Annotated in this window: 10 protein-coding genes; 1 reads left to right on the top strand and 9 read right to left on the bottom strand. The window is 69.5% G+C overall.

Annotation, left to right across the window (positions count from 1 at the left end; translation table 11 throughout):
- Positions 1 to 26: 26 nt before the first annotated feature.
- The 5 genes from NQ036_RS15200 to NQ036_RS15180 form a co-directional block, all read right to left on the bottom strand.
- A complete protein-coding gene (locus tag NQ036_RS15200; RefSeq protein WP_257059957.1) occupies positions 27 to 1409 on the bottom strand; it encodes an MFS transporter in 1383 nt (460 codons plus the stop codon).
- A gap of 224 nt (positions 1410 to 1633) precedes the next feature.
- The gene (locus NQ036_RS15195; protein ID WP_257049110.1) at positions 1634 to 3742 is read right to left on the bottom strand and encodes a bifunctional copper resistance protein CopD/cytochrome c oxidase assembly protein; all 2109 of its coding nucleotides are present in this window, start codon (positions 3740 to 3742) and stop codon (positions 1634 to 1636) included.
- Between the two features lie 138 nt (positions 3743 to 3880).
- Positions 3881 to 4816, bottom strand: coding sequence for a carbon-nitrogen hydrolase family protein (locus tag NQ036_RS15190; RefSeq protein ID WP_257059955.1), 936 nt, complete (start codon positions 4814 to 4816; stop codon positions 3881 to 3883).
- Complete coding sequence (locus NQ036_RS15185) at positions 4816 to 6705, bottom strand: NAD(P)/FAD-dependent oxidoreductase (RefSeq protein ID WP_257059954.1); 1890 nt, start codon at positions 6703 to 6705, stop codon at positions 4816 to 4818. The genes NQ036_RS15190 and NQ036_RS15185 overlap by 1 nt, the downstream gene beginning before the upstream one ends.
- A gap of 96 nt (positions 6706 to 6801) precedes the next feature.
- Positions 6802 to 7251: an Lrp/AsnC family transcriptional regulator gene (locus tag NQ036_RS15180; RefSeq protein ID WP_257049118.1), complete on the bottom strand. Its 450-nt coding sequence runs from the start codon at positions 7249 to 7251 to the stop codon at positions 6802 to 6804.
- Between the two features lie 189 nt (positions 7252 to 7440).
- On the opposite strand from NQ036_RS15180, the gene NQ036_RS15175 reads away from it, so the two are divergent.
- Entirely contained in the window at positions 7441 to 7590 is a 150-nt protein-coding gene (locus NQ036_RS15175) for a hypothetical protein (protein WP_257059952.1), read from the top strand.
- 61 nt (positions 7591 to 7651) lie between these two features.
- On the opposite strand, the gene NQ036_RS15170 is transcribed toward NQ036_RS15175, so the two are convergent.
- From NQ036_RS15170 to NQ036_RS15155, 4 genes are read right to left on the bottom strand one after another with little or no spacing between them, the layout of a single operon-like run.
- Entirely contained in the window at positions 7652 to 8908 is a 1257-nt protein-coding gene (locus tag NQ036_RS15170; RefSeq protein ID WP_257059950.1) for a cysteine desulfurase family protein, read from the bottom strand.
- The gene (locus NQ036_RS15165; protein ID WP_306440107.1) at positions 8905 to 10761 is read right to left on the bottom strand and encodes an FAD-binding protein; all 1857 of its coding nucleotides are present in this window, start codon (positions 10759 to 10761) and stop codon (positions 8905 to 8907) included. Before NQ036_RS15165 ends, NQ036_RS15170 begins: the two co-directional genes overlap by 4 nt.
- Positions 10758 to 12014, bottom strand: a complete 1257-nt coding sequence (gene nadA, locus NQ036_RS15160) for a quinolinate synthase NadA (RefSeq protein WP_257059948.1) — start codon at positions 12012 to 12014, stop codon at positions 10758 to 10760. The genes NQ036_RS15165 and nadA overlap by 4 nt, the downstream gene beginning before the upstream one ends.
- Positions 12011 to 12754, bottom strand: coding sequence for an NUDIX domain-containing protein (locus NQ036_RS15155; protein WP_257049117.1), 744 nt, complete (start codon positions 12752 to 12754; stop codon positions 12011 to 12013). Before NQ036_RS15155 ends, nadA begins: the two co-directional genes overlap by 4 nt.
- Positions 12755 to 12926: the final 172 nt, after the last annotated feature.

Raw genomic sequence — 12926 nt, 5'->3', positions numbered from 1 at the left:
AGCGATCCAGGGCCCGGCGCGGACGCTCAGGCGCGCGCGGCGACCCGCTCGGCGTCCAGCCGGTCGACGTCCGCCAGGTCGATGCCGCGGGTCTCGCGGGTGAAGACGAGGGCGAAGAAGCCGATCACCGCGGCGATGAGCGCGTAGATCGCCACCGGGGTCGCATTGCCGTAGGCGTCCAACAGCGCGGTGGCGATGATGGGGGCCAGGGAGCCCGCCACGATCGAGGTCACCTGGTAGCCGGCGGACACACCGGAGTAGCGCATCCGGGTGGGGAACATCTCGGCCATGATGGCGGGCTGGCCGGCGTACATGAGGGCGTGGAAGACCAGCCCGGACATGATCGCGATGAAGATGTTGAGCGCCGATCCCGTGTCGAACAGCGGGAAGGCGAAGAATCCCCAGGTGGCGGCGAGCACGATGCCGATCGCATATGGGGCCTTGCGGCCGATGATATCGCCCAGCCTGCCGACGAAGGGCACCAGGATCGCCTCGACGACATTGGCCAGCAGCAACAGGGCCAGGATCTCCGAATTGGGGATCCCCACCTTGACCGTCAGATAGGTGATCGACCAGGTGACCACCAGGTAGTAGTGGATGTTCTCGATCAGGCGCAGGCCCATGGCGCAGAACACGCCACGCGGGTAGCGCTTGAAGACCTCGGCGACCCCGTAGCGCACGCCGTCCTCGACGACCTCGGACTGGGTCTCCTTGAAGATCGGCGCGTCGGAGACCTTGGAGCGGATGTAGTAGCCGATGACGACGATGACGACCGAGGCCCAGAAGCCCACGCGCCAGCCCCACAGCAGGAACTGCTCATCGGGCAGCACAGCCGTCATCAGGAACAGGATCGCGGTGGCCAGCAGATTGCCGATCGGCACGCCCGACTGCGGCCAGGAGGCCCAGAAGCCGCGGGATTCCTTGGGTGAGTGCTCGGCGACCAGCAGGACCGCTCCGCCCCACTCGCCGCCCACGGCGAAGCCCTGGATGAAGCGCAGCAGCACCAGCAGGACCGGGGCCATGAAGCCGATCAGGGAGTAGGTGGGCAGGCAGCCCATCAGGAAGGTGGAGACGCCCACTAGGACAATGGAGACCTGCAGCAGCTTCTTCCTGCCGTGTTTATCGCCGAAGTGTCCGAAGATCAGCCCGCCCAGGGGCCGGGCCAGGAAGCCCACCGCGTAGGTGATGAAGGCCGCCAGGATCGGCGTCAACGGGTTGTCCGATGGCGGGAACAGGATCTTATTGAACACCAGGGTGGCGGCGGATCCGTAGAGGAAGAATTCGTACCATTCGACGACCGTGCCCGCCAGGGATGCCGCGACGACCTTCTGCAGGGTCGACCGGCTGGCGGGTTCCGCCTGGCCCTGCGGCGGGGTGGGGACGGGTTCGTTCGGGGTTGTCGAGCTCATCGATGCTCCTTTGCATGAGGTGAGGACAACACAGGATCGTACTCCGCTGAAGTGTGATCCACAGCGCTTTCACATCGTGCATTTAACAACACCCGTTGTGCAGCGGGGCCGTCAGAGTCCGGACAGGCGCCATCGCAAGCGCAGATTCACATCGCGTGAGGGTATATCCGCACGCGATGTGAATCTGCGCTTGCGATGCTAAAAGGTCAGCCCCCGCAGGTCCCTCAGCGCCCGCGCTTGTTCAGGTTCGCCAGCATCTCGTTGTAGGCGCGCAACTCGGCGTCCCCGGAACGGGCCTCTGCGCGGTCCTGGCGCTTGGCCTCGCGTTCGGAGGACTGGGTCCACACGTAGACCACCCCGATGGCCAACAGCAGGGTCGGGAACTCGCCGATCCCCCAGGCGATGGATCCGCCCAGCTGCTGATCGGTCAGCGCGGTGAACCAGCCGTGGCCCATATTGCCGAACCACCTTGCCTCGATCAGGGAGGTCCCGGAGACCAGCGAGATGCCGAAGAAGGCGTGGAAGGTCATGGTGATGAGCAGCTCGAGCAACCGCACCGGGTAGCCGAAGCGGTTGACCCCGGGGTCGATGCCCACCAGGGACTGGGCGAACAGGTAGCCGGCCATGAGGAAGTGGATGAGCATGATCTCGTGCCCCAGGTGGTAGTTCAGCGAATACCACATGATGCCCGAATAGTAGAAGACGATGAGGGAGCCGGCGAAGTTCACCGCCGCCACGATCGGGTGGGCCCAGAACCGCATGTACGGGGTGTGTACGGCGTAGAGCACCCATTCGCGCACCCCGCGGGACCCGTCCGTGCGCGGTGCGATGGCGCGCATCAGCAGCGTCACGGGCGCCCCCATCACCATGGGCAGGGGCACGACCATGACGATGAGCATGTGCTGGATCATGTGCCCGGAGAACAGCACCTTGCCGTAGACCACGGGCCCGCCGCAGGTCACATAGACCAGCAGCACCATGCCGATCAGCCACATCACCAGGCGCAGCACCGGCCAGTCGTCCCCGCGGCGCTTGAGCCTGACAAAGCCCCAGATATAGGCGACCGAGGCCCCAAGCGCCACGACGATCCACAGCGGGTCGGGCGACCACTGGGTGAAGTAGTGGGCGACCGTCGGGTAGGGCGGCAGCGGTTCGCCGGTGAGGATCTCGGCGGGGGTGGGGGTGTTCGCGGCCGCCTGGCTGACCGGGGGCTGCGAGCGCGAGAGCACGATGCCCAGGGCCATGACCGCACCGAACACCAGGGTCTCCACTCCCAGCAGCCGCCAGAATTCGCGGCGGGCATTGGCCTGGGCGGCCAGCCGGTCGATGACGAAGCGGCGGTGCAGATAGCCGATCGCGCCCAAGCCGATGGTCAGCAGGGTCTTGACCAGAATGACCTGCCCGTAGGGGGTGGCGAACCAGTCGTGCAGGGTGTGCACGCGCAGGGCGGCATTGAAGAAGCCGGAGAAGACGATGAGCGCGAAGGCCATGAGCGCGACCGAGGAATACCGGCGCACCAGCTCGGCCAGGTCCTTGCGCCCGGTCAGTTTGGGCGCCAGCAGGGCCAGGGCGATCAGCCCGCCGAGCCAGGCCATGATCGACACCAGGTGCAGGCCCAGGCTGTTGACGGCCTGGGTGTGCCCGGCGGCCTCGGAGGAGTGCCCCATGAGTGCCTGCGGGATGAGGATCACGACCGCCAGCAGCAGGGTCAGCCCGATCCCCAGGTAGCTGCGCAGCCCGAACACCAGGGTGGACACGAGCGCAGCCAGGCAGACGATGAGCAGCCACAACTGTCCCGATGCCACCTGGGTGACGTACTGGCCCAGCTGGGCGGAGAAGTTCCCTGCATAGGCCTGGGACCCGGCGGTGTCGACATAGGTCAGCAGCAGGACCGCAACGGCGGAGACCGTCCAGACCACCGAGGTGATCTGGGCGAGGTTCAACGCCGCCTGCCAGCCCGCATCCAGCGGCGGCTCCGAGCGGTCGACGCTCTGCCGGCCGGCCGCCTGGGACTTCTGCTGGGACTTCTGCCCGCCCTTCCCGCGGGCCTTCTTATGGCCGCGGACGCGGGGAGCGCGCGGGATGACGAAGACGGCCAGGCCCAGTGCGCCGATCGTGATGGCCGTCGAGGTCTGGAAGACGAATTGCGCCACCGGCAGTCCCAGCCGGCCCAGCGGGCCCGAGTCGCCCAGGACCGTGGGCGCGGCCGCGCCCGTGAAGCTCAGGGCCAGCCAGCCGATCAGGATGCCGAGGATGACGAACAGTGGGATCGCGAGGCGGCGCAACACCAGGGCTGCGCGCAGATCCGGCTGTTCCTCAGTGTGCGCACGCATGGGCCCCATTCTACTTCTACGCCGCGTAGCGGAACCGCGGGGCAGGGCGGCACGCGAAGGCCCGTGGGGTTCGTCGTGGTTCCGGTTCGGAATCGTCGTCTCGAAGACGCGACGCCGAACCGGAACCGCAACTGCAACTCAGGAGTACAGGTCGCTGCGGCGGTCGGCCAGATACGTCGCCACCTGGCGCGAAGCCTGCAGCTGCGCGCGCCGCAGGACCGCGGTGACCAGTTCATATCCTTCGCTGGCCGAGGCCGCACCACCCTGGGCCAGGACCGCGCCCGTGGGCCCGGCCAGGGTGGACAGGCCGTGATAGGCGAAGACCTCGTCTGCGCCCGTGTAGTTGGCATAGCCCACATAGACCTGGTTCTCATATGCCCGGGCGGGCACCAGGGTCCCGGCCACGGCCTCGAGGCCGGTCATATTCGCCGTGGGGACGAGCAGCAGGTCGATGCCGGCCAGGGCCTGGGCGCGCACGAACTCGGGGAACTCCACGTCATAGCAGATCCCCAGCCCCAGCTTCCAGCCGTGCCAGCCAACCGGTTCCGGCAGGCGTTCTCCCGGAGCGAACTGGCCCCGGTCGACCTCTCCGTACAGGTGGGTTTTGCGGTAGGCGGCCAGAAGTTCGCCTGACTCGGAGACCAGGTTGACGCTGTTGTAGACGAGGGCACCGTCCGCCGGGTCCTGATCCGCGGTGCCGCCATCGGCGGGCCGCTCCCCCAGTTCCGGATAGCCGTAGGCGATGGCGCAGCCGTGGACGCGCGCCAGCCGGGCGACCGAGGCGAACCAGCGCCCGGTCGCCGGCTCGGCCAGTCTGCGCACATTCGCCGGGCCGATCGCATAACCGGTGAGGAACATCTCCGGGAACACGAAGATCCGGGGCTCCTCGCCGAGTACCGTGCCTGCAGCGGCATCTGCAGCGGCGGCAGAGGCCTCGGCAACGGCGTGCTCCATGAGTGCCAAGGCGCGCGCGGGATCACGCAGGATCGGCTCCGTCTGCACCAGTGTGACGCGCAGCCGTTCGGCCGGCTGCCCGCCCACGTCCACGGACTCTGCCTCGGCCGCGGCACCCATCAGTCCTCCAACCGGATCGGGCCGAGCTCATCGTAGACATCGCCAGGCCCCGGATTCTCCGGATGGGTGTGCCCGCCGAAGTGGGTCATAATGCCCCAGACGGCATTGAGCGCGGTCTGCACTGCGCCCTCGGCCCAGGCCGGGGTGAAGGCCACATCGTCACCGGCTAAGAACATGCCGCGGAACTCGTCGGGTGTGGCGTCTTGTTTGAAGTGGGAGAACATCCGCTCGTTGTAGCGGTAGTGCCCGGGCAGTGCGCCTTTGAAGGCGCCCAGGAAGTAGGGGTCGGACTCCCAGGACACGGTCACCGGTTCGCCCACGATGTGCGCGCGGATGTCCAGGTCGGGGTAGATCCTCCCCAGGGCGTCGAGCGCCAGGTCGACGCGCTCGGCGGTGGTGTGCGGCAGCATCTTCAGCGCATCGGACATCCACGAATAGCTCAGGCAGATCAGCCCCGGATTCTCCGGCCCGTCGTCGAACAGGTAGGTGCCACGGGTCAGCCGGTCGGTCAGCGTCATCGACAGCGGATGCCGGCCGGTGACCGGGTCGGTGTCCAACCAGAACGGCCGGTCGACGGCCACGAAGGTCTTCGAGGACTGCATATAGCGCGTGCGGTCCAGCGCCATCCACATGTCCTGGCTGAACAGCGACTCATCGCAGTCGATCTGCGTGGTCAGCAGCCACGACTGGCAGGTCGCCAGCACCGCGGGGAAGGCCCGGGTGGCCGTCGGCTGCGGGGCGGAAGTGTCCTGGCCACCGGCGGTGCCGGGTGCGCCAGTGGCGCTCTGTGCGCCCGCCCCGGCGGAGGCCTCGGCCGGCCGTTCGATATAGCGCACCTCGATCGTGCCGTCGGGCAGGCGGGTCAGCCCCTTGACCGCGCCGTGCGGGGCGCCCTCGTGCAAGGAGGCGAGGCTGGTGGACTCCGGCCAGTAGGCGCTGCCCGCGCCGGCGGGGCGCTCCCACAGGCCCACCGGCACCTGGTCGGCCCCGCCGACGATGAGTTCCTGATCGCTGTCGCAGTTCGTCACGACCACCCGCAGGATCTCCAGCATCGTGTTCGCGAAGTCGGAGTCCCAGCCGCCGGTGCCGAAGCCCACCTGGCCGAACACCTCGCGGTGGCGGAAGCTGAGCGTGGAGAAGGCTCGGGACGAGGCGACGAACTCGTAGAAGCTGCGGTCGTCCCAGGCGCGCACGATCTCATTCCACGCGGCCTTGAGCCGCGCGGTGTCGCGCTCGCGGATCGCGTCCTGCAGGCCGGTGAAGCCCAGCTCCTCCTCCAGGGCCGCATCCCAGGCCGCCGCGACTTCGTGGAAGAACTCGGGCAGATCCTCGAGGGTTTCCGCGTACCAGGTCTGTCCGGCCAGGTCGACCACGGTGGAACCGGCGGCCGGGGTCAGCGGGTTGGGGAAGGCCCGGGTCTCAAGCCCCAGGGCGCGGATGTAGTGGAACAGGGTCGTCGAGGAGATCGGGAAGCGCATCCCACCCAGTTCCGCGGCGGGGACCCGGCCGAGTCCGGCGCCGGGGTCGATGTGTTCGGTGCGCAGCCTCCCGCCCAGGCGGGCGGCTTCGAAGATCACCGGCTTGAGTCCCAGGCGCATGAGTTCAAAGGCTGCGACCATGCCGGAGACTCCCCCGCCGATCACCGCGACCTCCGTGCCGAGGGCCTGCTCGGGGATGGTTCCGAGGCCCGTAGGGTGGTTCAGCCAGTCATCATAGGCGAAGGGGAAGTCGGGGCCGAAGATCGTCACCGGCGGTTTCCCGGTATCGGCCGTCACGGGTGCGGCCGGCAGGGTGTCCGGGACTACGGTTTCCGGAGCGAGCGACTCCGGCGCTGTCCGTACCGACAGGTCGGCAACGGGAGCAGCAGTGTGATCTGAAGCAAGCGTCATACGGGCATGCTACCGGAATCATTCCTGTGAATATGAACTGCGCAGGAATTTTTCCTGTCATGCCATGACTGGGTGGCCTATAACCACCTTGGGCTCTTAGATGACCGGGGGAATCGCGCGGCCCTCATAGTAGGTCTGCAGGACCACGGTGGTGCGCGTATTGACCTGGGCCACCTGCCTGATCTGGTTGACCAGGGTCTCCAGGTCCCGCGGGGTGGCAACCCGCACCTGCAACAGGTAGGCGGCGTCGCCGGCGATCGAATGACAGGCCTCGATGCTCTCGATGTGTTCGAGCTTCTCCGGGGCGTCGTCGGGCTGGGCTGGGTCCAGCGGTGTGATCTCGACGAACGCGGCCAACGGCCGGCCGATCGCCTCGGCGTCCAGGGTCGCATGGTAGCCCGCGATCACGCCCGTCGACTCCAGCCGGCGCAGGCGCGACTGAACGGCTGACACGGACAGGCCGACGGCCTCGGAGATATGCCCCAGGGTCGCGCGCGCATTGGCGCTGACCTCCCGGACGATCGCGGCGTCGACGGGGTCGTTCACGCGCGGGGGCGTGCCGCGCCTTTCGGGACTGTGCCTCTCAGGACTGCTCACCCTGCGATCGTATCAGCGGCGCATCCCGGCGCCCGGCCGGGAATTTCCCATGACGCACCATTGACCTCTGCTGGAGGCGAATCCTCCTCCGAGCCGAACCGGCTCGACCCGAGCCATACCGACCCCCGAAGAGGCCCCATGGACGACGCGGGCAATCCCCTCGTACCCACCCCCGGCGATTTCGGCCTATATGCGCTCTCCCTGGCATCCGTGGCCCTGCTGGTCTGGGCGCTGGTCTCCCTGGCCCGTTTCAAGGACATCACCGCATTGCGACGGCTCGCCTGGTGACTTGTCATCCTCTTCGTGCCCTACGTCGGCTGCATCGCCTGGCTGGTGCTGAGCCGGCGGTCTACCGGCCCAGGTCGGCGACCGCCGCAACGGACTCGATGACGGCGCGCGCCGCATAGTCCAGCACCGCCGCAGGGGTGTGCGGGGAGAACGACAGGCGCAGCGCGCCCAGGGCCTCCACCGGATCCCAGCCCAGCGCGGTGAGCACGGCCGACGGTTCCGTCGACCCGGCCGCACAGGCCGAACCGGACGAGGCCAGCACCCCGTGGCGCCCCAACTCCAGCAGCACGGCCTCGGCATGCAGGCCGGGGAAGACGAAGGACACCGTGCCGGGCACCCGGCTCTCCGGGTCGCCGGACAGCCGGGCCGCGACGCCGAGGTCCCCCAGACCTGTGAGCACCGCCTGGGCCAGTCGCCTGCCCGGTTCCCGGCCACACGGCAGCTCCTCCCCCGTCTGGTAGGCCAGAGCCTCCTGCTGGGCCAGATGCAGGGCGAGCGCGGTGGACACGCAGCCGGGCACGTTGACGGTGCCCGAGCGGATCCCGCCCTCCTGCCCGCCGCCGTCCATGAACGGTTCGAGTACGACACCGCGGCCCAGGGCCAACAGCCCGGCTCCCTTGATCCCGCCCAGTTTGTGTCCGGAAACGCTCAGGGTGTCCGCGACCCGCTCCAAGGGGCGCAGGTCCAGCCAGGAGCCGGCCTGGACCGCATCGACGTGCAGCCGGGCGCCCGCGCCGTGGACCAGCTCGGCGATCTCCTGAATCGGTTGGATGGTGCCGACCTCGTTGTTCACGGCCATCACCGCGACCAGGCAGGTGTCCGGGCGCAGCAGTGCTGCGACCTCGGCCGGATCGACGATGCCGTTCATCCCCACGGGCACCGTCTCGACCTCGGCCCCGTGCCAGCGCTGCAGCTGTTGTGCGGTCTGCAGCACCGATGGGTGTTCGATCGCGGAGACCAGCACGTGCCCGCCGCGGTGCCGGGCCAGCAGGGTGCCGTGCAGGGCCAGGGAGTTCGATTCTGTCCCGCCCGAGGTGAACACGATCCGCCCCGGTCGGGTCCCCAGGGTCTCGGCGGCCAGGGAGCGGGCCCAGTCGAGGGCGCGGGCTGCCTGTTCGCCGGCCTCATGGTGGCTGGCGGGATTGCCGAACTGCTCGCTGAGCAGCGGCCAGATCGCCGACAGCACCTCGGGACGCACTGCCTGGGTGGCGGCGCAGTCCAGGTTCACCGGCCCGGTCGGTGTGGTGGGCTCGGCGGGCTGTGTCGACTGCCGCGCTGCGGTGGTCTCCGGTTCGGTGGTTTCCGGTTCGCTGTTCATGAGGCCGCCAGGTCGTACGGAGAACGCGCTGGGTCGAACGCCGGTCCCGGATCGACCCGGGCAGTGCCGGCTGACGGAACGCACAGCCCCAGGTCGCCGGGCCGGCGGCTGACCGCCACACTCGTGTGCCCCGGCTTGGCGGGCCCCACCGCATCGGTGCGCAGATGGGCGCCGAGGGAATCGGTGCGCGCCTGCGCTCCTGCGGCGATCACCGAGGCCATGAGCGCCACCGGATGCCCCGGGTGCTGCGCCAAGAGCCCCGATAATTCGCGGCCGGCCGCGGCCAGGCCCTGTGCTTCACGTGAAACGCCGAGGTGCTCATCGGCGCTGAGTCGCACCCGCTCGGTCACAGCGGCAGGGGTAGGAGCCTGCGCGGTCGAGACCGGTCCGCCGGCCTCGGGCTGCCCGCCGGGTGGTCCTCCCGACAGCCGGCCGGCCGGCTCGACCGGCAGTTCATAGCCCAGCCGGATCCGCCCGGGCTCCCCCGCCCGGCCCGCCGCCACACAGGCGGCGGCCGCCAGCCCTGTGTGCACGGCCTCGAGCAGGGAGTTCGAGGCCAGCCGGTTCGCCCCGTGCAGCCCCGTCCGGCTCGCCTCGCCGGCGGCCAACAGGCCGGGCACACTGGAGCGGGCGTGCCCGTCGACGGCGATCCCGCCCATCCAATAGTGTTCTGCGGGCATCACGCGCACGGGCGCGGTCGCCAGATCCAGGCCGGCGCGCGCCAACTGTGCGGTAATCGTCGGGAAGCGCCGGGCCAGGAAGTCCGTGCCGTGGGACGCGACAATGGGCGAGGCGTCCAACCAGGCGCCGCCGGTGTCCCGGATGGCCGCGGCCACCCCACGGGCCACGATGTCGCGTCCGGCCAGTTCCGCGCGGGGATCCAGGGCCGGCATGAAGCGCGCACCCGTGGCATCGCGCAGCACCGCGCCCTCCCCGCGCAGCACCTCGGAGATCATGAAGTCCGCATCGGGGGCGAAGGTCGGGTGGAACTGCACCATTTCGACATCGGCGAAGAGCGCGCCGGCGTCCCAGGCCAGTGCCAGGGCCGTCGGGTCATTGGCCCAGCGGCTGGTCCGCTTGCCGTAGATCCCGTTGATCCCGCCGGTGGCCAGCAGGACGGCCCCGGCTCGGATCGTGCGGGCCGAGGCCGCACCGCAGTCCGCGCCCCCGGCCACACTCTGTGGCTCACCGCCGACCGCGACCCTGGCGCCCACCACGGCGCCGGAGTCCTCGAGCAGGCCGGTCACCCGGGCGTCCGCCGCCATGTGCAGGCGGCCCCGGCCGGCTCCGGTGGCCTCGTGCGTGGTCCGTGCCACCACCTGCCCGGCGCGCGCCCGCAGTGCCGCGACGATCCCCGCGCCCGAGGCGTCTCCCCCGCAGTGCAGGATACGATCGGCGCGGTGCGCGGCCTCGCGGGTCAGGGCGTAACCGCCGTCGGTACGGCGGTCCCAGGCGGTACCCCAGGATTCCAGGGTCGCGACGTGGGCGGCGGCTGCCGCGCAGATCCGCGCGACCACGGCGGGATCACTGTGGCCGGCGCCCGCGTCCAGGGTGTCGGCGACGTGCACGGCCACGGAATCCCCCGCGGCGATCCCCTGCGCGGTGACCGCGGAGAACCCGCCCTGGGCCTGCACCGAAGCGCTCGAAGCGAAATCGTGCGCGTCCAGCAGGAGCACGCTCAACCCCAGGCCGACAGCCGCGATGGCCGCGGACAGGCCGGCGGCTCCCCCGCCGGCGATCAGCAGGTCCACCGAGGCGGGCAGCTCGGTTGAGCCGGGTGCACCCGGTGGTCTAGTCGAGCCGGTCGCGCCAGGTGCGTCCGGCAGCTCGGCCGAGTAGGGCTGCGCGCTCATTTCGGCTTCGCCGCCAGCATCCGGTCCAGCGCCACCTTGGCGTTGCCCGCGACCTCGGCGGGGACCTCGATCCGGTTGACGACCTCGCCTGCGACCAGGGATTCGAGCACCCAGGCCAGGTACCCGGGGTGGATGCGGTACATGGTGGAGCAGGGGCAGACCACGGGATCCAGGCAGAAGATCGTCTTGTCCGGGTGCTGCGCGGCCAGCCGGTTGACCAGGTTGATCTCGGTGCCGATGGCGATCACCGCGCCGGGCTCGGCATTCTCCACCACCCGGCGGATCACGTCGGTCGAGCCCGATACATCGGCGGCCTGGACGACCGGCAGTGGGCATTCGGGATGGACGACGACCTGCACCTCGGGGAACTGGGCGCGGGCCTGGGCGATCTGCTCGGTGGTGAAACGGCGGTGCACGGAGCAGAAGCCGTTCCACAGGATCACCTGGGCCTCGTGCAGCTGCTCCTCGGTGTTCCCGCCCAGGACCTGGCGGGGCTTCCACAGCGGCATCCGGTCCAGGCCGATGCCCATCGCCGATGCGGTGTTGCGGCCCAGGTGCTGATCGGGGAAGAACAGCACGCGCTGGCCGTCTGCGAAGGCGCGCTCCAGCACGGTCGCGGCGTTGCTCGAGGTGCACACATAGCCGCCGTTGCGCCCCACGAAGCCCTTGAGCGCGGCCGAGCAGTTCATATAGGTCACGGGGATGACGGGAACGCGGCCCGCGGCGTCCGGTTCGGTGCCGTAGAGCTCCGTCAGCTGATCCCAGCAGGCCTCGACATCGTCCTCATTGGCCATATCGGCCATGGAGCAGCCGGCGGCCAGGTTCGGCAGGATCACCGCCTGGTCGTCACCGGAGAGGATGTCGGCGGTTTCGGCCATGAAGTGCACCCCGCAGAACACCATCGCCTCGGCCTCCGGGTGTTCCAGGGCGGCATTGGCCAGCTGGAAGGAATCGCCCACGTAGTCGGCGTGTTCGACGATCTCGTCGCGCTGGTAGAAGTGGCCCAGCACCACCGCCCGATCGCCCAGCGTCGCCTTGGCCGCGCGGATCCGGGCGTGTAGGTCCGCCTCCGAGGCCTGCCGGTACTCGGCCGGGATCTCGCCCTGGCGCGGGGCGGCGCCGGGGATGTGGTCGCCGGCCGAGGCGCCCGGGCCGTAGCCGGGTGCGCGGTCGATGTCCCATGGGGCGTTGCGCAGTTTGGAGTCGCAGGAGGATTGGCCGGGGCGGCCGAGGGTGAGGGTAATACTGGTCATTGGATTTCCCCTTCCGGGTCCGGGACCGGATCATGATCCGGGCTGGTCTTCGCGCGATACAGGCGCGGCGGGCGGTTGCGCACGCCCGTGAGCACCTGACCGGTGTCCTCGACGACACCGCGCGAAAGAATGGTGCGGCGGAAATTGGCCGGGTCGAGGCGTTCCCCGCCGATGGCCTCGTAGACCTGGCGCAGCTGGGCCAGGGTGAAGGTGTCGGGCAGCATCCGGTCGGCGACGTCGGCATAGGACACCTTGGAGCGCAGCCGGGCCAGGGCGTATTCGACGATCCGCTGATGGTCGAAGGCCAGCGCGCCGATCACCGCGGGGTCGTCGGCGGGGAACCAGGCGACATTGGGGTCCTCTACCAGATCGGGGTCGGTCTCCGCGAAGCGCACCAGGGCCCAGTAGACGACGGAGACGGTCCGCAGGCCGATTCCCCGATCGGTCCCGCCGAAGGTGTAGAGCTGTTCGAGCAGGGTGGGTGCCAGACCGGTGGTGGCGCGCAGGGTGTGGGCCGCAGCCGTGCGCAGGCTGGTGTCCCCGCGCAGCGGACCGCCCGGCAGCGCCCACTGACCACGGTAGGGTTCGCGGGTCCGCCTGACCAGGGGCAGCCAGATCCGCTGCCCGCCGCCGTCAGCTGCCGCATCGTCCGGGCGCAGCGCGAACACGACCGTGGACACGGCCAGGGGCGGAGCCACCGCCTGTCGTTCGCTGACGTTGAGGAACTGCGTGCGATTCATCTGCGTGTTCGTCACTCCCGGATGAGATCCCGGTGCGGTGCGCCCATCGTGTCGGCGCCCATCCCGGGATCCTTGTTAATGTCTGCTTGACTATAACTAATGATACACGAAGGCCCGTGCCACGACGTTGCATCGGGGCATCCTGGTTGGGGCGGCGTGGTGACCCGCCGCA

It is taken from the genome of Brevibacterium sp. 91QC2O2 (genome assembly GCF_024580695.1).
GTDB lineage: Bacteria > Actinomycetota > Actinomycetes > Actinomycetales > Brevibacteriaceae > Brevibacterium > Brevibacterium moorei.
This window is presented reverse-complemented; position numbering and strand designations above follow the sequence as displayed.

Bases quoted from the DNA above. Each gene is read 5' to 3' on its own strand.
- NQ036_RS15175 (WP_257059952.1), top strand. From the start codon at position 7,441: ATGGACGACGCGGGCAATCCCCTCGTACCCACCCCCGGCGATTTCGGC.
- nadA (WP_257059948.1), bottom strand. From the start codon at position 12,014: ATGACCAGTATTACCCTCACCCTCGGCCGCCCCGGCCAATCCTCCTGC.
- NQ036_RS15185 (WP_257059954.1), bottom strand. From the start codon at position 6,705: ATGACGCTTGCTTCAGATCACACTGCTGCTCCCGTTGCCGACCTGTCG.
- NQ036_RS15190 (WP_257059955.1), bottom strand. From the start codon at position 4,816: ATGGGTGCCGCGGCCGAGGCAGAGTCCGTGGACGTGGGCGGGCAGCCG.
- NQ036_RS15200 (WP_257059957.1), bottom strand. From the start codon at position 1,409: ATGAGCTCGACAACCCCGAACGAACCCGTCCCCACCCCGCCGCAGGGC.
- NQ036_RS15165 (WP_306440107.1), bottom strand. From the start codon at position 10,761: ATGAGCGCGCAGCCCTACTCGGCCGAGCTGCCGGACGCACCTGGCGCG.
- NQ036_RS15155 (WP_257049117.1), bottom strand. From the start codon at position 12,754: ATGAATCGCACGCAGTTCCTCAACGTCAGCGAACGACAGGCGGTGGCT.
- NQ036_RS15195 (WP_257049110.1), bottom strand. From the start codon at position 3,742: ATGCGTGCGCACACTGAGGAACAGCCGGATCTGCGCGCAGCCCTGGTG.
- NQ036_RS15170 (WP_257059950.1), bottom strand. From the start codon at position 8,908: ATGAACAGCGAACCGGAAACCACCGAACCGGAGACCACCGCAGCGCGG.